This window comes from Saccharopolyspora ipomoeae, assembly GCF_029952525.1.
GTDB lineage: Bacteria > Actinomycetota > Actinomycetes > Mycobacteriales > Pseudonocardiaceae > Saccharopolyspora > Saccharopolyspora ipomoeae.
Map to the genome: position 1 here is coordinate 16,924 of NZ_JASAOF010000003.1, position 24,585 is coordinate 41,508.

The 24,585-nt window shown below is 72.3% G+C and carries 26 protein-coding genes; 6 read left to right on the forward strand and 20 right to left on the reverse strand.

Annotated features, from left to right (window positions below):
* The first annotated feature begins 6 nt into the window (after positions 1–6).
* Together QFW96_RS06675 and QFW96_RS06680 are read left to right on the forward strand one after the other, a co-directional pair.
* On the forward strand, positions 7–1,020 hold the full coding sequence (locus tag QFW96_RS06675) for a FecCD family ABC transporter permease (RefSeq protein WP_425524723.1): 1,014 nt from the start codon (positions 7–9) through the stop codon (positions 1,018–1,020).
* Complete coding sequence (locus QFW96_RS06680; protein ID WP_281454671.1) at positions 1,017–1,787, forward strand: ABC transporter ATP-binding protein; 771 nt, start codon at positions 1,017–1,019, stop codon at positions 1,785–1,787. Before QFW96_RS06675 ends, QFW96_RS06680 begins: the two co-directional genes overlap by 4 nt.
* Here the strand turns inward: QFW96_RS06680 and asnB are convergent.
* A complete protein-coding gene (asnB, locus tag QFW96_RS06685; protein WP_281454672.1) occupies positions 1,784–3,286 on the reverse strand; it encodes an asparagine synthase (glutamine-hydrolyzing) in 1,503 nt (500 codons plus the stop codon). The genes QFW96_RS06680 and asnB overlap by 4 nt on opposite strands.
* Before the next feature lie 78 nt (positions 3,287–3,364).
* Here asnB and QFW96_RS06690 point away from each other — a divergent pair, with 78 nt between their 5' ends.
* Positions 3,365–4,120: an IclR family transcriptional regulator gene (locus tag QFW96_RS06690; protein ID WP_281454673.1), complete on the forward strand. Its 756-nt coding sequence runs from the start codon at positions 3,365–3,367 to the stop codon at positions 4,118–4,120.
* A 256-nt stretch (positions 4,121–4,376) separates the two neighbouring features.
* Here QFW96_RS06690 and lgt read toward each other — a convergent pair whose 3' ends face one another.
* From lgt to QFW96_RS06720, 6 genes are all read right to left on the reverse strand, one after another.
* Entirely contained in the window at positions 4,377–5,498 is a 1,122-nt protein-coding gene (gene lgt / locus QFW96_RS06695; protein WP_281454674.1) for a prolipoprotein diacylglyceryl transferase, read from the reverse strand.
* Positions 5,499–5,547: 49 nt separating this feature from the next.
* Positions 5,548–6,327: a tryptophan synthase subunit alpha gene (trpA, locus tag QFW96_RS06700; protein WP_281454675.1), complete on the reverse strand. Its 780-nt coding sequence runs from the start codon at positions 6,325–6,327 to the stop codon at positions 5,548–5,550.
* Positions 6,324–7,589, reverse strand: a complete 1,266-nt coding sequence (gene trpB, locus QFW96_RS06705) for a tryptophan synthase subunit beta (RefSeq protein ID WP_281454676.1) — start codon at positions 7,587–7,589, stop codon at positions 6,324–6,326. The genes trpA and trpB overlap by 4 nt, the downstream gene beginning before the upstream one ends.
* Before the next feature lie 40 nt (positions 7,590–7,629).
* The gene (trpC, locus tag QFW96_RS06710; RefSeq protein WP_281454677.1) at positions 7,630–8,442 is read right to left on the reverse strand and encodes an indole-3-glycerol phosphate synthase TrpC; all 813 of its coding nucleotides are present in this window, start codon (positions 8,440–8,442) and stop codon (positions 7,630–7,632) included.
* Between the two features lie 266 nt (positions 8,443–8,708).
* Complete coding sequence (locus QFW96_RS06715) at positions 8,709–9,314, reverse strand: Trp biosynthesis-associated membrane protein (RefSeq protein WP_281454678.1); 606 nt, start codon at positions 9,312–9,314, stop codon at positions 8,709–8,711.
* A complete protein-coding gene (locus QFW96_RS06720; protein ID WP_281454679.1) occupies positions 9,298–10,860 on the reverse strand; it encodes an anthranilate synthase component I in 1,563 nt (520 codons plus the stop codon). Before QFW96_RS06720 ends, QFW96_RS06715 begins: the two co-directional genes overlap by 17 nt.
* Before the next feature lie 125 nt (positions 10,861–10,985).
* Between QFW96_RS06720 and QFW96_RS06725 the strand changes: the two genes are divergently transcribed.
* On the forward strand, positions 10,986–11,591 hold the full coding sequence (locus QFW96_RS06725; protein ID WP_281454680.1) for a TetR/AcrR family transcriptional regulator: 606 nt from the start codon (positions 10,986–10,988) through the stop codon (positions 11,589–11,591).
* A gap of 24 nt (positions 11,592–11,615) precedes the next feature.
* On the opposite strand, the gene hisI is transcribed toward QFW96_RS06725, so the two are convergent.
* The 7 genes from hisI to QFW96_RS06760 are packed head-to-tail and all read right to left on the reverse strand — an operon-like array spanning position 11,616 to position 15,987.
* Positions 11,616–11,963 carry a phosphoribosyl-AMP cyclohydrolase gene (hisI, locus tag QFW96_RS06730; RefSeq protein WP_281454681.1) on the reverse strand — a complete coding sequence of 116 codons (348 nt, stop codon included), beginning with the start codon at positions 11,961–11,963 and terminating at the stop codon, positions 11,616–11,618.
* Positions 11,960–12,733: an imidazole glycerol phosphate synthase subunit HisF gene (gene hisF, locus QFW96_RS06735; protein ID WP_281454682.1), complete on the reverse strand. Its 774-nt coding sequence runs from the start codon at positions 12,731–12,733 to the stop codon at positions 11,960–11,962. The genes hisI and hisF overlap by 4 nt, the downstream gene beginning before the upstream one ends.
* A 24-nt stretch (positions 12,734–12,757) precedes the next feature.
* Positions 12,758–13,489: a bifunctional 1-(5-phosphoribosyl)-5-((5-phosphoribosylamino)methylideneamino)imidazole-4-carboxamide isomerase/phosphoribosylanthranilate isomerase PriA gene (priA, locus tag QFW96_RS06740; RefSeq protein ID WP_281454683.1), complete on the reverse strand. Its 732-nt coding sequence runs from the start codon at positions 13,487–13,489 to the stop codon at positions 12,758–12,760.
* A 48-nt stretch (positions 13,490–13,537) separates the two neighbouring features.
* Positions 13,538–13,738, reverse strand: coding sequence for a hypothetical protein (locus tag QFW96_RS06745; protein ID WP_281454684.1), 201 nt, complete (start codon positions 13,736–13,738; stop codon positions 13,538–13,540).
* On the reverse strand, positions 13,735–14,364 hold the full coding sequence (gene hisH, locus QFW96_RS06750; RefSeq protein ID WP_281454685.1) for an imidazole glycerol phosphate synthase subunit HisH: 630 nt from the start codon (positions 14,362–14,364) through the stop codon (positions 13,735–13,737). Before hisH ends, QFW96_RS06745 begins: the two co-directional genes overlap by 4 nt.
* A gap of 4 nt (positions 14,365–14,368) precedes the next feature.
* On the reverse strand, positions 14,369–15,289 hold the full coding sequence (locus QFW96_RS06755) for a transketolase family protein (RefSeq protein ID WP_281454686.1): 921 nt from the start codon (positions 15,287–15,289) through the stop codon (positions 14,369–14,371).
* Positions 15,286–15,987 (reverse strand): thiamine pyrophosphate-dependent enzyme, encoded by a 702-nt coding sequence (locus QFW96_RS06760; RefSeq protein ID WP_281454687.1) that lies wholly within the window; start codon positions 15,985–15,987, stop codon positions 15,286–15,288. The genes QFW96_RS06755 and QFW96_RS06760 overlap by 4 nt, the downstream gene beginning before the upstream one ends.
* Positions 15,988–16,065: 78 nt before the next feature.
* On the opposite strand from QFW96_RS06760, the gene soxR reads away from it, so the two are divergent.
* Entirely contained in the window at positions 16,066–16,527 is a 462-nt protein-coding gene (gene soxR, locus QFW96_RS06765) for a redox-sensitive transcriptional activator SoxR (protein ID WP_281454688.1), read from the forward strand.
* A gap of 119 nt (positions 16,528–16,646) precedes the next feature.
* On the opposite strand, the gene QFW96_RS06770 is transcribed toward soxR, so the two are convergent.
* A complete protein-coding gene (locus QFW96_RS06770) occupies positions 16,647–17,327 on the reverse strand; it encodes a response regulator (protein WP_281454689.1) in 681 nt (226 codons plus the stop codon).
* 16 nt (positions 17,328–17,343) lie between these two features.
* Positions 17,344–18,921, reverse strand: a complete 1,578-nt coding sequence (locus QFW96_RS06775; RefSeq protein ID WP_281454690.1) for a sensor histidine kinase — start codon at positions 18,919–18,921, stop codon at positions 17,344–17,346.
* Between the two features lie 156 nt (positions 18,922–19,077).
* Here QFW96_RS06775 and QFW96_RS06780 point away from each other — a divergent pair, with 156 nt between their 5' ends.
* On the forward strand, positions 19,078–20,439 hold the full coding sequence (locus tag QFW96_RS06780; RefSeq protein ID WP_281454691.1) for a cation:dicarboxylate symporter family transporter: 1,362 nt from the start codon (positions 19,078–19,080) through the stop codon (positions 20,437–20,439).
* 167 nt (positions 20,440–20,606) lie between these two features.
* On the opposite strand, the gene QFW96_RS06785 is transcribed toward QFW96_RS06780, so the two are convergent.
* From QFW96_RS06785 to hisD, 4 genes are all read right to left on the reverse strand, one after another.
* Positions 20,607–21,161, reverse strand: coding sequence for a phospholipase domain-containing protein (locus QFW96_RS06785; protein ID WP_281454692.1), 555 nt, complete (start codon positions 21,159–21,161; stop codon positions 20,607–20,609).
* A 135-nt stretch (positions 21,162–21,296) separates the two neighbouring features.
* On the reverse strand, positions 21,297–21,917 hold the full coding sequence (gene hisB, locus QFW96_RS06790) for an imidazoleglycerol-phosphate dehydratase HisB (RefSeq protein WP_281454693.1): 621 nt from the start codon (positions 21,915–21,917) through the stop codon (positions 21,297–21,299).
* Complete coding sequence (locus QFW96_RS06795) at positions 21,914–23,032, reverse strand: histidinol-phosphate transaminase (protein ID WP_281454694.1); 1,119 nt, start codon at positions 23,030–23,032, stop codon at positions 21,914–21,916. Before QFW96_RS06795 ends, hisB begins: the two co-directional genes overlap by 4 nt.
* A gap of 22 nt (positions 23,033–23,054) precedes the next feature.
* Entirely contained in the window at positions 23,055–24,365 is a 1,311-nt protein-coding gene (gene hisD / locus QFW96_RS06800; RefSeq protein ID WP_281454695.1) for a histidinol dehydrogenase, read from the reverse strand.
* Positions 24,366–24,585: the final 220 nt, after the last annotated feature.

Genomic DNA, 24,585 nt, shown 5'->3' on the forward strand with positions numbered 1-24,585 from the left:
GCAGGTTTGATCTCGGCCACCCGGCTTCGCCCGCGGCATCTCGCCGTCGGCGTGTCCGCGCTGGTGGTGGGCGTGCTGCTGTCGGTGCTGCTGGGCGCCGCCGAGCTCGGCTGGCAGCGGGTGCTCGGCGAGATCGTCGCGCAGCTGACCGGCGGGGTCTCGCCGCTGTCGGAGCGCGAGGCGGCGATCCTGTGGCAGCTGCGGGTGCCCCGCACCGTGCTCGGCGTGCTGGTGGGGGCCGCGCTGGCGGTGTCCGGCGCGGCGTTCCAGGGCGTCTTCCGCAACCCGCTCGCCGACCCCTACCTGCTCGGTTCCGCCGCCGGAGCGGGCCTGGCCGTCACGGCCGTGATCACCGCGGCCCCGCAGGCCGGGCTGTCGATCCCGGTGCAGGCGGCGGCGTTCGCCGGAGCTCTCGGCGGGGTCGCGCTGACCTGGCTGGTGGGCCGCTCGGCGGGCCGGGACACCGCGACGCTGGTGCTGGCCGGGGTCGCGGTGGGCGCGTTCCTCACGGCCGGTCAGACGTTCCTGCAGCAGCTGCGGGTGGACTCGCTGCAGCAGGTCTACCTGTGGATCCTGGGGCGGCTGTCCACCACCGGCTGGCGCGAAGTGCTGGTCGTGCTGCCCTACGTGGTGGTCTCGGCGGTGGTGCTGTGCCTGTGCGCGCGGCTGCTGGACCTGCTGGGCACCGGTGACGAGGAGGCCGCCTCGCTCGGCGTGCACCCCGGCCGGGTGCGGGCGCTGGTGCTGGTCGCGGCCTCGCTGGCCACCGCCGCGGCGGTGAGCGTCGCCGGGCTGATCGGGTTCGTCGGGCTCGTCGTACCGCACCTGGTGCGGCTGGCGCTGGGCGGCGGGTTCCGGATCATCGTGCCGATGTCGCTGCTGTTCGGCGGGGTGTTCCTGGTGCTGGCCGACATGCTCGCGCGCACCCTGCTGGCTCCGGCGGAGCTCCCCATCGGCGTGATCACCGCGTTCACCGGCGCCCCGTTCTTCGCGGTCCTGCTGCACCGGAGCCGGGGATGAGCCGCCTCGAAGTCCGCGACCTGGCGGCCGGGTACCGGCGCCACCGAGTCGTTTCCGGCGTCTCGACCACTGTGGACGGTGGCGGCTGGCTGGGCATCATCGGCCCCAACGGGGCCGGCAAGTCCACGCTGCTCAAGGCCATCGCCGGACTGCTCGCGCACACCGGCGAGGTGCGGGTGGGCGGCCGCGCGCTGGCGTCGCTGCCGCGCCGGGAACGCGCCCGCACCCTCGCCTACGCCCCGCAGATCCCGCAGCTGCCGATGGGGCTGACCGTCACCGACTACGTGCTGCTCGGCCGCACCCCGCACCTCGGCCCGCTCGGCCGGGAGGGCCGCCGCGACCGGGAGGTCGTCGAGGAGCTGCTCGCCCGCCTGGACCTGACGGACCTGGCCGGGCGCGCGCTGCGCACCCTCTCCGGCGGCGAGCGGCAGCGCACCGTCCTGGCCCGTGCGCTGGCGCAGCGCGCCGGGGTGCTGCTCCTCGACGAGCCCACCACCGGTCTCGACATCGGTCATGCCCAGGCGCTGCTCGACCTCGTCGACGAACTCCGCGCCGAGCTGGGCACCACGGTCATCACGACGCTGCACGACCTGACGCTGGCCGCCCAGTACTCCGAGCGCGTGCTGCTCCTCGACGACGGCGCGGTGGCCGCCGAGGGCACGCCGAGCGAGGTCCTCACCCCGGCGTCCCTCGCCGAGCGCTACGCCGCCCGCGTCACGGTCCTGCACACACCCGATGGCTCCCCCGTCATCGCCCCGACTCGCTAGGCCGTGGCGAAGCGGGTGAGGACCGCTTCGGGGCGGATCCCGTCGAGGTGTCTGCGGAAGGTGCGGTGGTAGGCCAGTTCCTCGCGGGTGCGCACCGGGGCGTCGGTGGCGGCGAGCTCGGACGGGGTGACGCGCTGCTCCCAGTACGGGGTGAGCAGGTCCTGGGCTCCGCTGCCGGTGCCGAACTGCGCCTTGCGCCGCCACAGCAGCTCCTCGGGCAGCCGGCCGGTGAAAGCCCTTCGCAGATGGGCCTTTTCGACGCCGCCCTGCAGCGCCTTGAGCTCCTCCGGCAGCGACATCGCGTGCGCGACGACCTCGGTGTCGAGGAACGGGACGCGGGCCTCCAGGCCGTGCGCCATCGTGATCCGGTCGCAGCGCTGCAGGTTGAGCCCGTGCAGCGCGCCGAGCGTGCGGGCGAGCTCGTCCTGCAGGTCCTCGGCGTGCGCGCGGTGGTAGTAGCCGTAGCCGGCGAACAGCTCGTCCGCTCCCTCCCCGGTCAGCACCGCCTTGACGTGCTGGGCGGCGAGCTCGGCGAGGAACCAGTTGGGCACGGCGCTGCGGACCAGGCTCGCGTCGAAGGACTCCACCGAGGCCACCACGTCGTCGAGCGCCGCCACCGCCCGCCGCGCGTCGAAGATCGCCTCGTGGTGCTCGGTCCCCAGGTGCTCGGCCGCAGCGCGCGCCGCGAGCAGGTCAGGTGAATCCGCGGTGCCGACCGCGAAGGTCTTCAGCCTCGTGCCCGCCTCGGCGCACTCGGCGGCGGCGATCGCGGCCACCACGCTGGAGTCCAGTCCGCCGGAGAGGAACACGCCTACCTCGACATCGGCCATCAGGTGCCGCCGCACCGAGTCGACCAGCACCTCCCGCGTCGCCTTCTCGACGACCTCCGGCGCCAGACCCTCCCAGCTCGGCAGCTCGGCGGGATCCGGCATCGGGTCGGCGAAGCGGACCAGGCCGTCCTCCGGGGTCCACCAGCAGCCGGGCGGGAAGGTCTCCACCGCGGGCCGCACGGCGGCCGGGAACGCCCGCAGCTCGGAGGCGAAGTACCGGACACCGCCGGACTCGGCCCAGTACAGCGGCTTGATGCCGAGCCGGTCGCGGGCGGCGACGAAGCGGCCGTCGGGCGCGGCCGCGCACAGCGCCCACATGCCCCGCAGCCGCGTCAGCGCGGCGGGACCGCGTCGGCGCAGCAGCACCAGCGCGGCCTCGCTGTCCGAGGACGTCCGGAACTCGTGCTCGCCGAGCTCCGCGCGCAGGTCGGCGTGGTCGTAGATCTCCCCGTTGCAGACCAGCGCCCACCCGTCGGCCGAGGTGAGCGGCTGCCGACCGCCGTCCAGGTCGACCAGCGACAGCCGGGTGTGCCCGAGCCACGCGTGCGCACCGACCGGCAGCTGAGCGCGGTCGTCCGGCCCGCGGTGCGCCAGCTCGGCGAGCATCCGCTCCCCGGTGGTCGCGGCGGGTCCGGTCTGCGGGTGGTGAAGGGCGGCGATTCCACACATGGGATCCGACCGTAGACAGGCCGGGCTCACTGAGCAACGCTTGTTGCTCCATGCGCACGATCATGCCATCGTGGGCCTGTGACCACCGAGAACTTGAGCAGCGTCCACCGCGCGCTCGACGTGCTGCGGGCCCTGGGATCCGGGCCGCTGCGCGTGCAGTCCGTCGCCGACGCGCTCGGCAAGGAGAAGACCCAGGTCTCCCGCACCCTGAAGGCCCTCGCCGAGAGCGGGTTCGTGGAGCGCGACCCCGACAGCCTGGAGTACCGGCTGGGCTGGCAGCTGTTCGCGCTGGCCGGAGCCGCCAGCGACAGCCGCCTGCTGCAGCAGGCCGCGCCCGTGCTGCGCTCCCTCGTGCGGGCGGTCGGCGAGGCCGCCTACCTGACCGTGCTCAGCGGCAACGCGGCCGTCACCGTGCTCGCCGAACGCCCCGGGCGCGCGCTGCAGGCGCACGAGTGGATCGGCCGCCTCTCCCCGCTCAACTGCACGTCCAGCGGCCGGGCCCTGCTGATCGGGCGCCCCGACGACGAGGTCGACGCCCTGCTCGCGGCCCAACCCGACCCGCTCCCCGGCACCGAGCGCGCCCCGCGCACCCCCGACGACGTCCGCGCCCGCATGGCCGTCGAGCGCGAGGCCGGCCACAGCACGGCCGTCGAGGAGACCGAACCGGGTCTCGTCGCCGTCGCCGCCCCGGTCCGCGACTTCACCGGCACCACGATCGCCGCCCTCAACATCTCGGGCCCGATCTTCCGCCTCCCCCCGAACGACCTCACCGCCGCCGCCACCGCGGTCACCACCGCCGCCAACAACCTCTCCCACGCCCTCGGCGCCCCCTGACCCCCACGCCCTCGCTCGGCCCCGGCATCCCGATCTCCACTGAAAACCGGAGTCCCGACTTCCACTGAAATCGGGTCCCTCGCGGCGTGAGTGGTTGGCAGGGGACAGTTTTAGCCAGAATCGCCCGGGAACTGAGGGGTCGAACCCCGGGCGATTCTGGCTAAAACTGTCCCCTCCGCGGCGTCACCGCTCCCGGGACCACGACGAAGAGGCCGCGGCTCCGCACGGGAGTCCGCGGCCTCTGCGGGTGCCGGGGTCAGGACTGGCTCTTGGCGTCCTTGTCGGATGGCGCCGACGAGGCCTCGTCCTCGTCCGAGCCGGAGCTGTCCTGGTCGGGCGAGGTTTCGCCCGGTGGTTCGGTGTTCGAGTCCTTCGAGTCCGGAGCGGCCTCGTCCTCGGTGGTCTTGGAATCGCCGGAGTTCGGCCCGCCTGACTTCGACTCCTCGGACTTCGACTCGTCCGACTTGGGCTCGACCGTGGAGGGGAGGTCCTCCGGGTAGGGCTTGCCCGCGAGGAGGGCCGGGTCCTCCCGCTTGCCCCGGACGACCAGGAGGTAGATGACGGCGGCGAGGAACACCAGCAGCGAGGTGAAGACGTTGATGCGGATGCCCAGGATGTGGGTGGCCTCGTCGCTGCGCATCATCTCGATCCACACGCGACCGGCCGTGTACCCGGCGACGTAGAGCGCGAACACGCGACCGTGGCCCATCCGGAACTTGCGGTCCGCCCACAGCACGAGCAGGAACACGCCCACGTTCCAGACCAGCTCGTAGAGGAACGTCGGGTGCACGACGGTGATCGGCGTCGGGTCGACGGCGACGCCCGCGATCGGGTCGGCCAGCCCGGTCTCCGGGTCGATGCGGCGGTAGATCTCCAGGCCCCACGGCACGGTCGTCGGACCGCCGTAGAGCTCCTGGTTGAACCAGTTCCCGAGACGCCCGACGGCCTGCGCGAGCACCAGGCCCGGCGCGACGGTGTCGGCGAACGCGGGCAGCGGGACACCGCGCTGGCGGCAGCCGATCCAGGCGCCCACGGCGCCGAGCGCGACCGCGCCCCAGATGCCGAGGCCGCCCTCCCACACCTTCAGCGCGTCCAGCGGGTTCTTGTCCGGCCCGAAGTACTTGTACCAGTCCGTGGCCACGTGGTAGAGCCGCCCGCCGATGAGTCCGAACGGCACCGCCCACACGGCCACGTCGACGACGGTGCCCTCCCGGCCACCGCGCGCGATCCAGCGGCGGTTGCTGATCCACACCGCCAGCACGATGCCGGCGATGATGCACAGCGCGTACGCGCGCAGCGGAATCGGACCGATGTACCAAACCCCCTGCGGAGGGCTGGGAATGTTGGCCAGGAAGGGACTCGCCGAGGCAGCACTCACGGTGCTTACGGTATCGGGCGCCGCACCAGCGGTGAGCACCCCCCGCGCGTCAGGCCCCGCGCACTCCCGCGGCCAGGTCCGCCGCCAGCGCCCGGACGCCGTCGGGGCCGTCCTGCTCGGCCCGGGTGACGAACGCCGAGCCGACGATCACGCCGTCGGCGAAGCGCGCCACCTCGGCCGCCTGCTCGCGCGAGCGCACGCCCAAGCCGACGCCGATCGGCAGGTCGGTGTGCGCGCGGGTGCGCTCCACCAGCCCGGCCGCGGCGGAGCCGACCGAGTCGCGCGCACCGGTCACGCCCATCACGGAGGTGGCGTAGACGAAGCCGCTGCTGGACTTGGCGGTCAGCGCCAGCCGCTCCTCGGTGGACGACGGCGCGACCAGGAAGATCCGGTCCAGCCCGTGCGCGTCGGTGGCGGCGATCCAGTCCTCGCCCTCGTCCGGGATGAGGTCCGGGGTGATCACGCCGAGCCCGCCCGCGGCCTTGAGGTCGCGGGCGAAGGCGTCCACGCCGTAGTGGTGCACCGGGTTCCAGTAGGTCATCACGACCGCCTGACCACCGGCTTCGGCGATGCTGGAGACGACGTCGAAGACCTGCCGCACGCGGAAGCCCGCCCGCAGCGCGGTCTCGCTGGCGGCCTGGATCGTCGGCCCGTCCATCACCGGGTCGGAGAACGGCAGGCCGACCTCGACGATGTCGCAGCCGCCCTCGACCATCGCCTTGAGCAGCTCCTGGCTGCCCTCGACGGTCGGGTACCCGGCGGGCAGGTAGCCGATCAGCGCTGCCCGCGACTCGGCACGGCACGCCTGGAAAACGTCACGCAGGCTCACGACTCTCCCCGCTCCTCGTCGACGAGCCCGAAGTACTTCGCCGCGGTGTCCATGTCCTTGTCGCCCCGACCCGAGAGGCTGACGACGATGAGCCCGTCCGGCCCGATCTCCTGGCCGAGCTTGATCGCCCCGGCCAGGGCGTGCGCGGACTCGATCGCCGGGATGATGCCCTCGGTCCGCGACAGCAGCTGGAAGGCCTGCATCGCCTCGTCGTCGGTGACCGAGCGGTACTCCGCGCGGCCGGTGTCCTTGAGGTAGGAGTGCTCCGGGCCGACGCCCGGGTAGTCCAGCCCCGCCGAGATCGAGTAGGCCTCGATGACCTGCCCGTCCTCGTCCTGCAGCAGGTAGGAGCGGGCGCCGTGCAGCGTGCCCGGGGTGCCCTCGCCGAGGGTGACGCCGTGCTCGCCGGACTCGATGCCGTGACCGGCGGGTTCGAAGCCGACCAGCCGCACGTCGGCGTCGTCGATGAAGCCGTGGAAGATGCCGATCGCGTTGGAGCCGCCGCCGACGCAGGCCAGGACCGCGTCCGGCAGCCGACCGGTCATCGCCAGGGTCTGCTCGCGGGCCTCGTCGCCGATGACCCGGTGGAAGTTGCGCACCATCACCGGGAACGGGTGCGCCCCGGCGGCGGTGCCCAGCAGGTAGTGGGTGTGGTCGACGTTGGCGACCCAGTCGCGCAGCGCCTCGTTGATGGCGTCCTTGAGCGTCGCCGAGCCGTTGGCGACCGGGATGACCTCGGCGCCCAGCAGCCGCATCCGCGCGACGTTGAGGGCTTGGCGCTCGGTGTCGACCTTGCCCATGTAGACCACGCACTCCAGGCCCAGCAGCGCGCAGGCCGTCGCGGTGGCCACGCCGTGCTGACCGGCACCGGTCTCGGCGATGACGCGGCGCTTGCCCATCCGCTTGACCAGGAGCGCCTGCCCCAGCACGTTGTTGATCTTGTGCGAGCCGGTGTGGTTGAGGTCCTCGCGCTTGAGCAGCACGCGAGCCCCGCCCGCGTGCTCGGCGAAGCGCTTGGCCTCGGTCAGCAGCGACGGGCGGCCCGCGTAGTTGCGCAGCAGCTCGTCGAGCTCGGCGAGGAACGCCGGGTCCTGCTGGGCCTTGGCGTACTCGGCGGCGAGCTCGTCCTGCGCCGCGATCAGCGCCTCGGGCATGAACCGGCCGCCGTAGTCGCCGAAGTGCCCGCGCCCGTCCGGATCGTGCCCCTCGGGCACGGGGGTGCCCTGGCGGTGGGCGCGCGCGGCGTCAGCCCCGACGGTCATTGCCTTACCTCCTGTGCTTCGCACGCCGCGCCGCCGAGCCTCAGCGGCTCGGACGCGGACATGCCGGGTGCGACCCGGCGGTCACCAGCTGGTTCACCGCCGACTTCGGGTTGTCGCTGGTCACCAGGCCCTCGCCGACCAGAACGGCGTCGGCACCGGAACCCGCGTAGGCCATCAGGTCGCTGGGTCCGCGCACTCCGGACTCGGCGACCTTGATGACGTCCTGCGGCAGCCCCGGAGCGATCCGGCCGAAGACGTCGCGGTCGACTTCGAGCGTATGCAGGTTGCGGGCGTTGATGCCAATGATTTTCGCGCCCGCCTCCAGCGCCCGGTCGGACTCCTCGGCGGTGTGCACCTCGACCAGCGCGGCCATGCCCAGCGACTCGACCCGGTCGAGCAGCGCTTCCAGCACGTTCTGCTCCAGGGCGGCCACGATGAGCAGCACCATGTCCGCGCCGTGCGCGCGGGCCTCGTGCACCTGGTACGGGCTGACCACGAAGTCCTTGCGCAGGACCGGCGTGCCCGGGACGCGCTTGCGCACGGCGTCCAGGTCGGCCAGCGAACCGCCGAAGCGGCGCTGCTCGGTGAGCACGCTGATCACCCGGGCACCCGCGTCGGCGTAGTCGGCGGCGAGATCGGCCGGTTCGGCGATCTCGGCCAGCTCGCCCTTGGACGGGCTGCGCCGTTTGACCTCGGCGATGACGCCGACGCCCTGCGCCTTGAGCGCGGCCAGCACGTCGTGCGGCGGCGCGGCGGCCGCCGACAGCTGCTTGATCTCGTCGAACGGAATCGCCGATTCGCGGACCGCGAGATCCTCGCGGACGCCTTCGATGATGTCTTCCAGAACGGTCACGCGAACACCTCGCCGGCTGTGCCCCGAACACTCACCCGCAATGCCCAGACCCTGCTGAATGCGCGGTTGAACTCATTGCGCTCGATCACGACACTCCCCTTCCCGCCGTGCCGTCGCATGGCCGATGCTAAACCTCACCAATCGACCCCCTTACCAAGGGGTGGGCCCGGAGTCCCAGCGCAACAAGGACCTTCGGCCCTGTTGCGATCCGGGGCGACCGGCTCCGGACGACGTCGAACAGCGGTTTTGGTGACGCTGGAGATCCTTCAGCGATCGTCTTCGTCCGTGGGATCGCGTCCGGCGTCCAGCTCGTTCCACAACCGCCTGTCCGGATCCTGGGACACCCGCTCCTTCGCGGCGCCCGGCGCGGCGTAGCGCGCGCCCATCGCCGGCATCCGACCCGCGCGCACCACCACCAGCACACCCGCGATCACCAGCAGCAACGCACCGAGCACCATCAGCAGCGGCCCGAACGGCGAGGTGGACAGCTCCCCCGCCGGAACGCTGCCCGCGGGCACGTCGAGGTCGCTGCCACCGCCGGTGAACTGCTGGAAGGCGCGCCAGACCAGCAGCGCACCGGCCAGCGCGATGAGCACGCCGACCAGGCGCCGCAGCAGCCCGCCGGTCGCCAGCACGGCGGCGACGGCGGCCAGCGCCGCCAGCGCCATCGGCACCAGCTCAGGCCGCGCCTCCGCACCGGTCGCGGCGCTGACCGTCTCGGTGCCGATCGGGGTGCGGAACGGCTGGCTCATCCAGGTCAGGCCCGAGGCGCCCCACAAAGCTCCGGCCCCGGCCAGCACCAGCAGCAGCACCGACCAGAGCAGGCCCTTGGACCGGGTCGGGGCCGGGTCCTGCTCAGACGCGCTGGTCAAGGCGCGCCTCCTGCTCGGCGGGCGCCGTCAGCGTCCCGGCGGTGGCGACCGCGTTGAGCACCGCGCGGGCCTTGTTCAGGCACTCCTGGTCCTCGGCCACCGGGTCGGAGTCGGCCACGATGCCGCCACCGGCCTGCACGTAGGCGCGGCCGTCGCGCACCAGGGCGGTGCGGATCGCGATGGCGGTGTCGGCGTTGCCCGCGAAGTCCAGGTAGCCGACCACGCCGCCGTACTGGGCGCGCCGCGTCGGCTCCAGCTCCTCGATCAGCTCCAGCGCGCGCGGCTTCGGCGCGCCCGACAGCGTGCCCGCCGGGAAGCAGGCCGCCACCGCGTCGAAGGCGGTCTTGCCCTCGGCGAGCTGCCCGGTGACGGTGGAGACGATGTGCATGACGTGGCTGTAGCGCTCGATGCGGAAGAAGTCGACCACCCGCACCGACCCCGGCCTGCACACCCGGCCCAGGTCGTTGCGGCCCAGGTCGACCAGCATCAGGTGCTCGGCGCGCTCCTTCTCGTCGCTGAGCAGGTCCTTCTCCAGCAGCGCGTCCTCGTCCTCGTCCGCGCCGCGCCAGCGGGTGCCCGCGATCGGGTGCGTGGTGGCCTGCCCGTCCTGCACGGTGACCAGCGATTCCGGGCTGGAGCCGACGATGTCGAACGGGCTGCCGCCGTCGGGGTCGTCCAGCCGCAGCAGGTACATGTACGGGCTCGGGTTGGTGGTGCGCAGGATCCGGTAGATGTCCAGCGAGTCGGCGTCGGTGTCCATCTCGAACCGCTGCGAGACGACCACCTGGAACGCCTCGCCAGCGCGGATGGCCTCCTTGGCCTTCTCCACAGCCGCGTGGTGCTCCTCGGGCCGGCGCTTGCGGCGGAAGTCCGCGGCGGGCCGGGAGAACGTCGCCACCGTCGGCGCCGCCGGGGTCTGCAGCCGCTCGGTCATCTCGTCGAGGCGGCGCACCGCGTCGTCGTAGGCCGCGTCGACCCGCTCCGGGCTGTCGTCCCAGTTCACCGCGTTGGCGATGAGCGTGATCGTGCCCTCGTGGTGGTCCAGCGCCGCCAGGTCGGTGGCCAGCAGCATCACCATCTCGGGGATCTGCAGGTCGTCCTCGGTCAGGTTGGGCAGCCGCTCCAGCCTGCGCACGGTGTCGTAGCCCATGTAGCCGACCATCCCGCCGGTCAGCGGCGGCAGGCCGGGCAGCGGGTCGGTGTGCAGCAGCCGGACCGTCTCGCGCAGCGCCTCCAGCGGGTCGCCGCTGGAGGGCAGGCCGACCGGCGGCGTGCCGGTCCAGTGGGCCTCGCCGTCGCGGACGGTGAGGGCGGCGGCGCTGCGGGCCCCGACGAAGGACCATCGCGACCAGGAACGACCGTTCTCGGCGGACTCGAACAGGAACGTGCCGGGGCGGTTCCCGGCGAGCTTGCGGTAGACCCCCAGCGGGGTCTCGTCGTCCGCGAGCAACCGCCGCACCACCGGGATCACCCGGTGTTCCGCCGCCAGGCTCCGGAACTCCTCGCGTCCTGGGCTCACACTGCCGATCTCACCATCGCCGACCATGCCCGTCATTGTGCCGCGCAGTCCTCGGCGCCCGGTGCGGGACCTCCGCTTTGCCCCTCCGCCCTGCCCCTCCGCTTTGCCCCTCCGCTTTGCCACTGCGGCGTCGGTGCCGCGAGGATGGACGGGTGAGCACGACCGAACCGAAGCGGCGAGGCCGCAGGCCCCAAGGCGCCGACACCAAGGAGGCGCTGCTGACCTCGGCCCGCGAGGTGTTCGCCGAGCAGGGCTACGACGCCGCCACCGTCCGCGCGATCGCCGGCGGCGCGGGCGTCGACCCGGCGATGGTCAACCACTGGTTCGGCGGCAAGGAAGGACTGTTCACCGCGGCGGTGCAGATCCCGGTCAACCCGGCCGAGATCCTCCGCGAGGTGCTCGACGGGCCGCGCGAGCAGATCGGCGAGCGGATCATCCGGCGGTTCGTCGCCGCCTGGGACGGTGTCGGCGGCGGCCAGTTCGCGGCCCTGATGCGCAGCGTCGCCAGCAACGAGCAGGCGGTGGCGATGCTCCGCGAGTTCGTGCAGAACGTGCTGTTCAACCGCCTGGTCGCGGTCCTGGAGGTCGACCGCGGCGAGATGCGGGTGGCGCTGTGCGGCTCCCAGCTCGTCGGCCTCGGCATGGCCCGCTACGTCGTCCGCATCGAACCGCTGGCCTCGGCCGACGCCGACACCGTCGCGGCCACCATCGGCCCCAACCTCCAGCGCTACCTCACCGGGGACCTGGGCCTCGCCTGACCGCGCGGAGCCCGGAACCCCGGGTCAGTCCGCGGGCAGCAGGACGTCGGCGTCGAAGCAGGTTCGGTCGCCGGTGTGGCAGGCCGCGCCCTGCTGGTCGACCGAGAGCAGGATCGTGTCGCCGTCGCAGTCCAGTCGGACCTCGTGGACGTGCTGGGTGTGGCCCGACGTCTCGCCCTTGACCCAGTAGCTGCCGCGGCTGCGGGAGAAGTAGGTGGCGCGGCGGGTGGTGAGGGTGCGGTGCAGCGCCTCGTCGTCCATCCACGCCATCATCAGCACCTCGCCGGTGCCGCGCTGCTGCGCGATCGCGGCGACCAGCCCGTCGGCGTTGCGCTTGAGCCGGTCGGCGATCGCCGGGTCGAGCTCGCTCATCGGACCGTGATCCCTTCCGCGCGCATGGCGTCCTTGACCTCGCCGATGCGCAGCTGCCCGAAGTGGAAGACGCTGGCGGCCAGCACCGCGTCGGCTCCGGCGTGCACGGCGGGCGCGAAGTGCTCGACGGCACCGGCGCCACCGCTGGCGATCAGCGGCACGTCGACGACCTCGCGCACCTGGCGGATCATCTCCAGGTCGAACCCGGCCTTGGTGCCGTCGGCGTCCATCGAGTTCAGCAGGATCTCGCCGACGCCCAGCTCCTGGCCCTTGCGCGCCCACTCGACGGCGCAGATCCCGGTGCCCTTGCGGCCGCCGTGCGTGGTGACCTCGAAACCGGACGGCGTCGGCTGCCCGCCCTCGGGCACCCGCCGGGCGTCGACCGACAGCACCACGCACTGCGCGCCGAAGCGCTTCGAGGACTCGTTGAGCAGCTCGGGACGCGCGATCGCGGCGGTGTTCAGGCTGACCTTGTCGGCCCCGGCCCGCAGCAGCCGGTCGATGTCCTCGGGGCTGCGCACGCCGCCGCCGACGGTCAGCGGGATGAACACCTGCTCGGCCGTGCGGCGCACCACGTCGAAGGTCGTCTCGCGATCCGACGACGAGGCCGTGACGTCCAGGAAGGTCAGCTCGTCGGCGCCTTCGGTGTTGTAGGCCGAGGCCAGTTCCACCGGATCACCGGCGTCCCGGAGGTCGGTGAAGTTGACTCCCTTGACGACCCGCCCCTGGTCCACGTCCAGGCACGGGATCACACGCACAGCGACACCCATGCCCACCAGGGTAGAGAGCCGGGCTCAGCGGACGGCGGCGAGGGCTTCTTCCAGGGTGAAGTTCTGGGCGTAGAGGGCCTTGCCGACGATGGAGCCCTCCAGGCCGGCCGGGGCCAGCTTCGACAGGGCGACCAGGTCGTCCACGCTGGACACGCCGCCGGAGGCGATGACCGCGGCGTCGGTGCGCTCGCAGACCTGGCGCAGCAGCTCGGTGTTCGGGCCCTGCAGCGTGCCGTCCTTGCTGACGTCGGTGACGACGTAGCGGCGGCAGCCCGCGGCGTCGAGGCGGGCCAGCACCTCCCACAGGTCACCGCCGTCCTTGGTCCAGCCGCGGGCGGCCAGGCGGTGGCCCTGCTCGGTGATGCGCACGTCCAGGCCGACGGCCACGCGGTCGCCGTACTCGGCGACGACGCGGTCGGCCCACTCCGGGTTCTCCAGCGCGGCGGTGCCGAGGTTGACGCGGGCGCAGCCGGTGGCCAGCGCGGCCTCCAGGGAGGTGTCGTCGCGGATGCCGCCGGAGAGCTCGACCTGCACGTCCAGCTTGGCGGTGACCTCGGCCAGCAGCTCGCGGTTGCTGCCGCGGCCGAAGGCGGCGTCGAGGTCGACCAGGTGGACCCACTCCGCGCCCGCGCGCTGCCACGTCAGCGCGGCCTCCAGCGGATCACCGTAGGAGGTCTCGGTTCCGGCGGCGCCCTGCACGAGGCGGACGGCCTGCCCATCGGCAACGTCAACAGCGGGAAGCAGAGTGAAGCTCACGCCCACAACCCTAATGACGTCACCTCGGCGGCGAGCACCCGGGACCGCTCAGCGGCGTGACTTCTCGCTGCGCACGATCGCCACCACCGGCACGCCCAGGACCACCAGGCTCAGCGCGATCACGCCGAGCAGCGGCACCCCGGCCTGGATCAGGTAGGGGCCGCCGACGGTGAAGGCGATGCCGACGGCGAGCACCAGCGCGATGACGCGGACCGCGTTCGGGCCGAACAGGCCGTGCCGCCGGCTCACAGCACGTCCAGCCAGTTGCGCAGCAGCCGGGCGCCGGCGTCGCCGGACTTCTCCGGGTGGAACTGGGTGGCCATCAGCGCCCCGTTCTCCACCCCGGCCACGAACGGCTCGCCGTGCTCGGCCCAGGTCACCCGCGGCGGGGTGATCGAGTCGGAGCTCTCCAGCTCCCACTTGCGGACCGCGAAGGAGTGCACGAAGTAGAAGCGCGTCTCGGGGTCCAGACCGGCGAACAGCACGCTGTCGGTCGGCGCCTGCACGGTGTTCCAGCCCATGTGCGGGAGCACGTCGGCGTTGAGCCGCTCGACGGTGCCGGGCCACTGGCCGCAGCCGTCGGCCCGCACCCCGTGCTCGACGCCCTGGTCGAACAGCACCTGCATGCCCACGCAGATGCCCAGCACCGGGCGGTCCCCGGCCAGCCGCTGATCGATGATCTTGTCGCCGCCGACGCCCAGCAGCCCGTCCATGCAGGCCGCGAACGCGCCGACGCCGGGCACCACCAGACCCTGCGCCTCGACGGCGGCACGATGGTCGGCGGTCACCTCGACGTCGGCGCCCGCGCGCTGCAGAGCGCGCTCGGCGGAGCGGAGGTTGCCTGATCCGTAGTCCAAGATGACGACTCGTGCCACGCGCTCAGGCTACCGGGCTCGCGCCACCCGATTGGTCCTGCCCGCGCAGGAAGTGGGCGATCTCGCCCGCGAGCCCGCTCGGACCGAGGCCGTGGGCGGCCTCGTGCTCGTCGGCGGTGCCGTAGGCCCGCAGCTCGCGATCCCGCCGCACGCCCAGCGACAGGACCCGGTGCGGGACGTCGGCCAGCGCGGCGGTGACCTCGTGCGTCGAGGTGCCGCGCAGGTAGGGCTCGACGAGCACCACGTCCGGGCGCGCCGCGCGCACCGCGGCGCGCAACCCGCCGGTGTCGAAGGGCCTGATGGTGGCGGTGTAGAGGACGGTGACGTCCATCGCGGCGGTGGCGGCCAGCACCGGTGCCAGCATCGGGCCGACGGCCAGCACCACGCCCTCGCGACCGTGCCGCACCCGGCGCCAGCCGGGGCCGCCCACCAGCGGCTCGGCGTTGACCCGATCGGAAAGCCGCAGGTAGACGGGGCCGTCGTGGGCGAACTCGCGACTCAGCAGGGCGTCGACCTCGGCCGGGTGGCCGGGCACGTGCACGGTCCAGCCGGGCAGCGTGTCGATCAGCGCGACGTCGCCGGGAGCCATGTGCGTGCGGCCCGCCGTCGGGTAGTCGTAGGAGGCGCCGGTGCTGACCGCGATCGCCCCCACTCCCTGGTGGGAGAGGTCGAGCTTGAGCTGCTCGAAGGGCCGTTCCACGACGAAGGGCGTGATCGAGTGCAGCACCGGCCGCATCCCGGCCAGCGCCAATCCCCCGGCGACGCCGACCATCGCCTGCTCGCGGATGCCGACGTTGAAGATCCGGTCGGCGTGGCGGGGTTCGGTGAAGCGGTCGGACGAGATCTCGGCCAGCACCAGCGCGATCCTCGGATCGGCGTCCATCGCCTCGGTGGTGGTGCGCACGAACTGCTCGCGCATGCTCATCGGGTTCCTCCTCGCGGTTCGACCTCGGCGACGACCGCGAGCGGGCGGTCCTCGGAAGTGGCGGTCAGGGCCTGGGCCAGGGCGGTGTGGTCGCGACCGTCGACGACGCGGGTCGCCCAGCCCTCGCGGGCGAAGCGGTCGGCGATGCCGCCGGGCCAGCCGGTGCTCGACGAGCGGTTGTCGACCACCACGGTGGTCAGCCTTCCCAGCCCCCAGCGGCCGGCGACCTGGATCGCCTCGTGGTTGCTGCCCTCGTCGAGCTCGGCGTCGCCGACGAGCACCACCACGCGCGGCTCGTCGATCCCCTGCGCGCGCAGCCCGAGGGTGAGGCCGAGCGCGAGCGGGAGGCCGTGGCCGAGCGAACCGCTGCCGATCTCCACGCCGGGCACGAGCACCCGGTCCGGGTGGAAGCCGAGGCGGGAGTCGAACTCCCCGAAGCGGTCCAGGTCGGACGGGTCGAGGAAGCCCTTGGCCGCCAGGACCGCGTAGTAGGCCATCGGGCCGTGACCCTTGGACAGCAGGAAGCGGTCGCGCCGCGGGTCGTCGACGCGGTCCGGGCTCACCGACAGGACCTGGTCGTGGAGCACCCAGAGCACGTCGAGGGTGGAGGTGGCGGCGGAGTCGTGCTTCTCGTCGCCGGTCATCCGGGTCATCAGCGGACGCAGGTCCGCGTACTGGAGTTCCGTCGTGATCGCCATGCCGCCCAGGATTCAACTTCGAGTTAAGTCGAAGTCAACGGCTCCACCATTGTGGAGGTCTCGGCTAGCCTGGCGAACGTGACGAAACTACCCGCGCTGCTGACCATCGGGGAGGTCGCGCACCGCAGCGGTGTCGCCCAGACCGCGCTGCGCTTCTACGAGGAGCGCGGCCTGATCACCTCGACCCGCACCACCGGCAACCAGCGCCGCTACCAGCGAGCCGTGCTGCGCAGGCTCGCGTTCATCCGCGCAGCCCAGCGGGTGGGGCTGAGCCTGGAGCAGATCTCCGACGCCCTCGCCACCCTCCCCGACGACCACGCCCCCACCAAGGCCGACTGGACGAGGCTCTCGAAGCGCTGGCGCGACGAGCTCGACGCCCGCATCGACGGCCTGCAGCGCCTCCGCGACAACCTCACCGGTTGCATCGGCTGCGGCTGCCTCTCGCTGCGCACCTGCATCCTCCACAACCCCGACGACCGCTTCGCCGAACTCGGCCCCGGTGCTCCCCTCCTCCGGCCCAAATCCGACCCGAAGGCCTGACCACGCCACCCCTCCCGCGCGGTCCCCACGATTTCCATGGAAGTCGGGATCCCGATTTCCATGGAGATCAGGGGTCCGACTTCCATCGAAATCGGGTTCCTGGAGGTGACCGGGTGGGGTCAGGACTCCCCGACCCAGGTGTAGGTCATCTCGGGGCGGCCGACCGCGCCGTAGGTGGGGAGGCGTTCGACCATGCCCGTGCCGGAGAGGTATTCGAGGTACCGGCGGGCGGTGACGCGGGAAACGCCGGCGGCCTCGCCGACCGCGCCCGCCGAACCTCCGGAGGGCATGGCTCGGAGGGCGGTGATGACGGCGGCGAGGGTTTCCTCGCCCATGCCCTTCGGGAGCGCCTGGCGGTCCACGCCGCGCAGGGTGGAGAAGGCGCGGTCGATCTCGGCTTGGCCCTGCACCTCGCGGTCCTGGCCGAGGGTGGCGCGAAAACGCGCGTAGTGCTCCAGCTTCTCCCGCATCGCGGCGAAGGTGAACGGCTTGAGCAAGTACTGCACGACGCCGCTGGAGACCGCCGCGCGCACCACCTTCAGGTCCCGGGCCGAGGTCACCGCGATGACGTCGATCGGCAGTCCGGCGGTGCGCAGCGCGCGCGCCACCTGCAGCCCGTCCATGTCGGGCAGCCGCAGGTCCAGCAGCACCAGGTCCACCGAGGTGTGCTCGACGAACCGCAGCGCCGCCTGCCCGGTGCGCACCCGCCCGGCGACGCTGAAGCCCTCCACCCGGTTGACGTAGGCCTCGTGCGCCTCCCCGGCAACCGGGTCGTCCTCGACCACCAGCACGGAGATCATCGCGCCACCCCCGGGATCATCGCGCCACCCCCGGCAACCGCACGGTGAACACCGCGCCGTCCTCGCCGCCGACGTCGATGGTGCCGCCGTGCCGCCGCACGCTCTGCCCGACCAGCGCCAGCCCGAGCCCGCGGTCCCCGGGCTTCGTCGACCAGCCGCGCCGGAACAGCTCGTCGGCGTCGGCGGGCACGCCGGGACCGTTGTCGGCGACCCGGATCAGCACACCGTCCGATGTGGACCGCAACGTGACCTCGACGCGCGGGTTCGGCCGGTCGGCCACCGCTTCCACGGCGTTGTCGATGAGGTTGCCCAGGATCGTCACCAGGTCCCGGGTTTCGAGGTGCTCCAGCGCCGCGTCGTCGACCTCGGTGTCCTCGCCGAGCACGACCTCCACGCCGCGCTCCCCCGCCTCGGCGCTCTTGCCCAGCAGCAGCGCCGCCAGCACCGGCTCGCCGACGGCGCCGACGACCTGATCCGTGAGCCGCTGCGCGAGGTCCAGTTCGGAGGTGGCGAACCCGACGGCCTCCTCGGTGCGGCCGAGCTCGATCAGCGAGACGACGGTGTGCAGCCGGTTCGCGGACTCGTGGGCCTGCGAGCGCAGCGACTCGGCGAAGCCGCGCATCGAGTCGAGCTCGCCGCTGAGCGCCTGCAGCTCGGTGTGGTCCCGCAGCGTCACGACGGTGCCGAGCTCGCGGCCGTCGCTGCGCACCGGGGACACGTTGACCAGCAGCACGCGGTCGTCGGTGAGGTGCACCTCGTCGCGGACCGCGCGGCGGCCGAGGGCGTCCACCAGGGACGGCGGCAGGTCCAGCGCGGACACCTGCTCGCCCTCGACCTCGGCGGAATCCAGCGACAGCAGCACAGCGGCGCCATCGTTGCACAAGGTCACGCGCCCGTCCGGCGCCACCAGCAGCAGTCCTTCGCGGACCGCGTGCAGGATCGCGTCGTGGTACTCGTACATCCGGGACAGCTCCGCCGGGCGCATGCCGTGGGTGTGCCGCCGGATCCGCGCGTTCACCAGGTAGGTCAGCACCCCGCCGAGCAGCAGCGCACCGCCCGCCACGAGCAGCAGCACGGTCAGCTGCCTGCGCAGCTCGTCGGTGAGCACGCGCACGGTGATGCCGTCGGCCACCAGTCCCACCAGCCGGGAATCGCGGTAGACGGGCACGACCGCGCGCACCGACGGGCCGAGCGTGCCGGTGTAGGTCTCGACGAGCATCCGGGTCGGGTCGATGTTGCCGCGGAACGGCTTCCCGATCCGGGACGGGTCGGGGTGGGTGTAGCGGATGCCCTGCGGGGACATGATCGTGATGAAGTCGACCCGGGTGTCGGCGCGGATCCGCTCGGCCAGCGGCTGCAGGGTCGCGGTCGGGTCCGGCCCGACCAGGGCGTCGGCCACCGCGGGCTGGTCGGCCAGCGTGCGGGCCACGGCCACGACCTCGCCGCGCGCGGCCTCGGTGGTGCGGCGGTCGGCGTCGTACCAGGCCAGACCCGCTCCGGCGAGCACGACGACGGCCACGACGACGATCTGGAGCACGAACAGCTGGCGGGCCAGGCTCCACCTCGGGGCGAACCGGTTTCGGTATCTGGACATCACTCACTCATGTCGCCGGTGTGAACACAATGAACAGAAGCGAGACGGCGTTGATACAAAGCTCGCATAGTCTCCGACCAGATCTTCCCGTGACCTGGGACACGCACGGTGAGTCGTCCGTGACCCGGAGGCACCGGCCCCGCAAGGAGTTCAACAGTGGCAAGCAATGATGCTGCGCCGACGAAACGTCGGGACAGAACGCATTACCTCTACATCGCGGTGATCGTCGCCGTGGTGGCGGGCATCGTCGTCGGATTCGTCGCCCCCGACGTCGGCAAGGCCCTCAAACCGCTGGGCACCGGCTTCGTCAACCTGATCAAGATGATGATCTCGCCGATCATCTTCTGCACGATCGTGCTCGGCGTCGGCTCCGTCCGCAAGGCCGCCAAGGTCGGCCGGGTGGGCGGCCTGGCGCTCGCCTACTTCATGATCATGTCGGTGGTCGCGCTGGTCATCGGCCTGATCGTCGGCAACGTGCTGCACCCGGGAGAGGGCCTGCAGATCACCGACGCGCTGCGCGGCTCGGGCGCCGAGCAGGCCGGTGAGGAATCGCAGAGCACCACCGAGTTCCTGATCGGGATCATCCCGAAGACGCTGGTCTCGGCCCTGACCGAGGGCGAGGTGCTGCAGACGCTGCTGGTGGCGCTGCTGGCCGGGTTCGCGCTGCAGGGCATGGGCTCCAAGGGCGAGCCGATCCTGCGCGGCATCGAGCACGTCCAGCGCCTGGTGTTCAAGATCCTGGCGATGGTCATGTGGGCCGCCCCGGTCGGCGCGTTCGGCGCCATCGCCGCGGTGGTCGGCGCCACGGGCGTGGACGCCCTCAAGGGCCTCGCGGTGATCATGCTGGGCTTCTACACGACGTGCGCGGTGTTCATCTTCGTCGTGCTGGGCGCGGTGCTGTGGCTGTTCGCGCGGGTCAACATCTTCTCGCTGCTGCGCTACCTGGGCCGCGAGTTCCTGCTGATCCTGTCGACGTCCTCGTCGGAGGCGGCGCTGCCGCGGCTGATCGCGAAGATGGAGCACCTGGGCGTGAGCAAGCCGGTCGTGGGCATCACGGTGCCCACCGGCTACTCGTTCAACCTCGACGGCACGATGATCTACCTGACGATGTCGTCGCTGTTCATCGCCAGCGCCCTGGGCGACCCGCTGTCGATCGGCGAGCAGGTCGGCCTGCTGCTGTTCATGATGATCGCGTCGAAGGGCGCGGCGGGCGTCAGCGGCGCCGGTCTGGCCACCCTGGCCGGCGGCCTGCAGTCGCACCGGCCGGAGCTGCTAGACGGCGTCGGCCTGATCGTGGGCATCGACCGGTTCATGTCCGAGGCCCGCGCGCTGACGAACTTCGCGGGCAACGCGGTGGCCACGGTCCTCATCGGCTCCTGGACCAAGGAGCTGGACCGCGACCAGATGCAGCAGGTGTTCACCGGGAACTCGCCGTTCAACGAGCAGACGTTCGTCGACGACGGTGTCTCCGCCCCCGAGGAGAACACCCCGGAGGAGAAGACCCCCGAGAAGGTCTGACCCCCGACGTGGAACCGCCCCTCGCCTCCGCGTGGGGCGGTTCCACGTTTTCGGAGTTGCGGTCCCGCTGGTGGACCCCTCACCAGGGGACAGTTTTAGCCATAATTGACCGGATAAAACGGACTTCGATCATGGGTGATTATGGCTAAAACCGTCCCCTGGTGACGCTAAGCACCGAGGCCGGGCACCGCCTTGCCGAGGATCCTGCGGTGGAACGTCGCGTCCTCCGCCACCACCGCCTCCAGGTCGTAGTGACCGTGCGGCGCGGGCCAGAACAGCGGCAGCGCACCGCCCGCCGCGACCTGGACGTGCGTCTCGTGCTCGATGTGCGCGAGAGCCCGCAGCTCCAGCTGAACCTCGTGCGGACCGCCGTTGCGGAGTTCGAGCGCGAGCCCCCGCTCGGTGTGCCGGGCCTGGACGTCGACCGCGGCCGCGTGACCGCGCTGCGAGCCGCTGAGCTCCATCCGGATGCCGCCGGGTCCTTCGACCACGACGTGGTAGTCCCCGCCGAACCGGACGGGCACGTACTTCTCGCCGAGCACGTCCACGTGCAGCGGCTCAGCGGACCCGCCGCGAACGGCGAAGCGCGCGAAATCCGGCCCCACGTAGCCGAGGCGCAGCGCGACGACCTCCCCGTCCACGACACCACCGACCTGCGGCAACGACGCCGCCCCAGCAGCGGTGTCGAGGGCTGCGGGGTCGGGTCGGGAGGAACCTGGCACACCCCGATCGTCACCCCGTCAGGACACGCGGAAGCTGCCCGGAGGTGGCCGGGAGGTGAACCGCACCTCGACGAGGAACGACGTGACCCTCCGCCGCACCGCGGCCACCTGCGGTGATGGCCTGCGGCGGGGAGGTTACAGCGCGCCCTTCGTGGAGGGGACGACTCCGGCGAAGCGGGGATCGGGCTCGACGGCGGCGCGCAGGGCCCGGGCGATCGCCTTGTACTCGGCCTCGGCGATGTGGTGCGGGTCCCGGCCGTGGATCACCCGCGTGTGCAGGTTGATCTGCGAGTGGAACGCCAGCGACTCGAACACGTGCCGGTTCAGCACGAACGGGTAGTTCCCGCCGATGGTGAAGGTGTTGTACTCCTCCGGCTCACCCGTCATCACGCAGTACGAGCGGCCCGAGACGTCCACCGCGGCGTGCGCGAGGGTCTCGTCCATCGGGATCCAGGCGTCGCCGAAGCGGCGGATGCCCTTCTTGTCGCCCAGCGCCTGCCGCAGCGCCTGCCCGAGCACGATCGCGGTGTCCTCGACGGTGTGGTGCGCGTCGATGTGGATGTCACCGGTCGACTTGACCTTGAGGTCGAACGCCGCGTGCGTGCCCAGGGCGGTGAGCATGTGGTCGTAGAACGGGACCGTGGTGTCGATGTCGACCTGGCCGGTGCCGTCGAGGTCGAGCTCGACCAGCACCGACGACTCCTTGGTGGTGCGCTCGACGCGGCCGACCCGCGTGCCGGGCTGGAAAGTGCTCACCGTGCGATCTCCTCGATGACTGCCTTGCTCGCCGCCAGGAACGCGTCGTTCTCGGCGGGCGTGCCGATGGTGACCCGCAGGTGACCGGGGATCCCGACGTCGCGGATCAGCACGTCGGAGTCCAAGTAGCGCTGCCAGGCGCGGTGCGCGTCGGCGAAGCGCCCGAACAGCACGAAGTTGGCGTCGCTGGGCGCCGGGGTGAAGCCGAGCTCGGTCAGCGCGGCCACGACCCGCTCGCGCTCGTCGATCAGCGCCCGCACCGACCCCAGCGTCGCCTCGGCGTGCCGCAGCGACGCGCGGGCGGCGGCCTGGGTGACCGCCGAGAGGTGGTACGGCAGCCTGACCAGCAGCAACGCCTCGATCATCGCCGGCGCGGCGGCCAGGTAGCCCAGGCGTCCGCCGGCGAAGGCGAAGGCCTTGCTCATGGTGCGGCTGACGATGACCTTCGCCGGGAACCGCTCGATCAGCTCCACCGCGCTGGCCTGCGCGGAGAACTCGGCGTAGGCCTCGTCCACCACGACCACGCCCGGAGCGACCTCCAGGACCGCCAGCAGGTCCTCGGGCGCGATGGACTGCCCGGTCGGGTTGTTCGGGCTGGTCACGAACACCACGTCGGGCTGCTTCTCGGCGACCAGCCGGGCCGCCTCGGCACCGTCGAGGCTGAAGTCCTCCCGGCGCGGCGCGGGCAGCCAGTCGGTGCGGGTGCCCGCCGACAGGATCGGGTGCATCGAGTAGGAGGGCTCGAAGCCCAGCGCCGTGCGCCCCGGCCCGCCGAACGCCTGCAGGATCTGCTGCAGCACCTCGTTGGAACCGTTGGCGGCCCAGACGTTCTCGGTCGCCAGCGCGACGCCCGTCGCCTCCGTCAGGTAGGCGGCGAGGTCGGCGCGCAGGGCCGTGGCGTCGCGGTCCGGGTACCGGTGCAGGTCGGTGGCCGCCTCCTGGACCGCGGCGGTCACGTCGGCGACCAGCTCCGGCGGCGGCGGGTAGGGGTTCTCGTTGGTGTTGAGCCGGACGGAGACGTCCAGCTGCGGCGCCCCGTAGGGGCTGCGGCCGCGCAGGTCGTCCCGCAGCGGCAGGTCGGCCAGCGTCGTGTCGGCGCCGAGCACGTCACTCATGGGTGTCCTTCGGAGGGGGAGATCAGAAGCGGGCGGTCACGGCCTGGCCGTGGGCGGGCAGGTCCTCGGCGTCGGCCAGGGCGACGACCTGGTCGGCGACGTCGCGCAGGGCCTGCTCGCTGTAGGAGATGACGTGGATGCCGCGCAGGAAGCTCTGCACGCTCAGTCCCGAGGAGTGCCGGGCGCAGCCACCGGTGGGCAGCACGTGGTTGGAGCCCGCGCAGTAGTCGCCGAGCGAGACCGGGGCGTACGGGCCGACGAAGATCGCGCCCGCGTTGCGGATCCGCGCGGCGACCGCCTCGGCGTCGGCGGTCTGGATCTCCAGGTGCTCGGCCGCGTAGGCGTCGACCACCCGGACGCCGTCGTCGATGCCGGAGACGAGGATGCAGCCGGACTGCCGCCCGGTCAGGGCGGTGCGGATGCGCTCGACGTGCTTGGTCTGGGCGACCTGGCGCTCCAGCTCGGCGTCGACGGCGTCGGCCAGCTCCTCGGAGGTCGTCACCAGCACGCTGGCGGCCAGCGTGTCGTGCTCGGCCTGGCTGATCAGGTCGGCGGCCACGTGCACCGGGTCGGCGGTGCCGTCGGCCAGCACGGCGATCTCGGTGGGCCCGGCCTCCGAGTCGATGCCGATCAGGCTGCGCAGGTGCCGCTTGGCGGCGGTGACGTAGACGTTGCCGGGGCCGGTGACCATGTCGGCGGGCAGCAGCTCCGCGCCGTCGGTGTCGTGACCGCCGTAGGCCAGCAGCGCCACCGCCTGCGCACCGCCGACCGCCCAGACCTCCTCGACGCCGAGCAGCTGCGCGGCGGCCAGGATCGTCGGGTGCGGCAGGCCGCCGAACTCGGCCTGCGGCGGGCTGCACACCACCAGCGACTCGACACCCGCGGTCTGGGCCGGGACCACGTTCATGATCACGCTCGACGGGTAGACCGCCAGCCCGCCCGGCGCGTACAGGCCGACGCGGGCGACCGGCACCCAGCGCTCCGTGACGGTGCCGCCGGGCACGACCTGGGTGGTGCTGTCGGTGCGGCGCTGGTCGGCGTGCACCCGGCGGGCGCGCGCGATCGACTCCTCCAGAGCGGAGCGCACGGTCGGGTCGAGCTCGTCGAGCGCGCGGGCCAGCTCCTCGGCGGGCACGCGCACCCGCTCGGGGCGGACGCCGTCGAACTTCTCGGTGTGGTCGAGCACCGCGTCGACGCCGCGGTCGCGGATGTCGTCGATCACCGGCCGGACCCGATGCAGCACGTGCTCGACGTCCATCTCGGCGCGCGGCAGCGTGGCGCGCAGCTCGACGGTGGACGGAACACGACCGCGCAGGTCGGAGCGGGTGAGCATGAGCAACCTTTCCGAGCGGGGAACTACACCGACCAGGGTAATCGCAGCCCACCCGCGGTGTCCGCGAACCCGGCCCGGGGTCACACCGACACACCGGCGGCGTGTCGGGACCAGCTGTGAAATGGGAAAACGCTCAACCGGAGGCCATAGTTCGCCATGCGGTTGCCCTGGGCCCCCACCTCTTGGACTCTTCCGTGGTCACCTCCAGTGATCGATCGGA

Bases quoted from the DNA above. Each gene is read 5' to 3' on its own strand.
- QFW96_RS06680 (WP_281454671.1), top strand. From the start codon at position 1,017: ATGAGCCGCCTCGAAGTCCGCGACCTGGCGGCCGGGTACCGGCGCCAC.
- asnB (WP_281454672.1), bottom strand. From the start codon at position 3,286: ATGTGTGGAATCGCCGCCCTTCACCACCCGCAGACCGGACCCGCCGCG.
- trpB (WP_281454676.1), bottom strand. From the start codon at position 7,589: ATGACCGTCGGGGCTGACGCCGCGCGCGCCCACCGCCAGGGCACCCCC.
- QFW96_RS06720 (WP_281454679.1), bottom strand. From the start codon at position 10,860: ATGGTCGGCGATGGTGAGATCGGCAGTGTGAGCCCAGGACGCGAGGAG.
- hisI (WP_281454681.1), bottom strand. From the start codon at position 11,963: ATGAGCGAGCTCGACCCGGCGATCGCCGACCGGCTCAAGCGCAACGCC.
- hisF (WP_281454682.1), bottom strand. From the start codon at position 12,733: ATGGGTGTCGCTGTGCGTGTGATCCCGTGCCTGGACGTGGACCAGGGG.
- QFW96_RS06755 (WP_281454686.1), bottom strand. From the start codon at position 15,289: ATGAGCATGCGCGAGCAGTTCGTGCGCACCACCACCGAGGCGATGGAC.
- QFW96_RS06760 (WP_281454687.1), bottom strand. From the start codon at position 15,987: ATGGCGATCACGACGGAACTCCAGTACGCGGACCTGCGTCCGCTGATG.
- QFW96_RS06770 (WP_281454689.1), bottom strand. From the start codon at position 17,327: ATGATCTCCGTGCTGGTGGTCGAGGACGACCCGGTTGCCGGGGAGGCG.
- QFW96_RS06775 (WP_281454690.1), bottom strand. From the start codon at position 18,921: ATGTCCAGATACCGAAACCGGTTCGCCCCGAGGTGGAGCCTGGCCCGC.
- QFW96_RS06795 (WP_281454694.1), bottom strand. From the start codon at position 23,032: ATGAGTGACGTGCTCGGCGCCGACACGACGCTGGCCGACCTGCCGCTG.
- hisD (WP_281454695.1), bottom strand. From the start codon at position 24,365: ATGCTCACCCGCTCCGACCTGCGCGGTCGTGTTCCGTCCACCGTCGAG.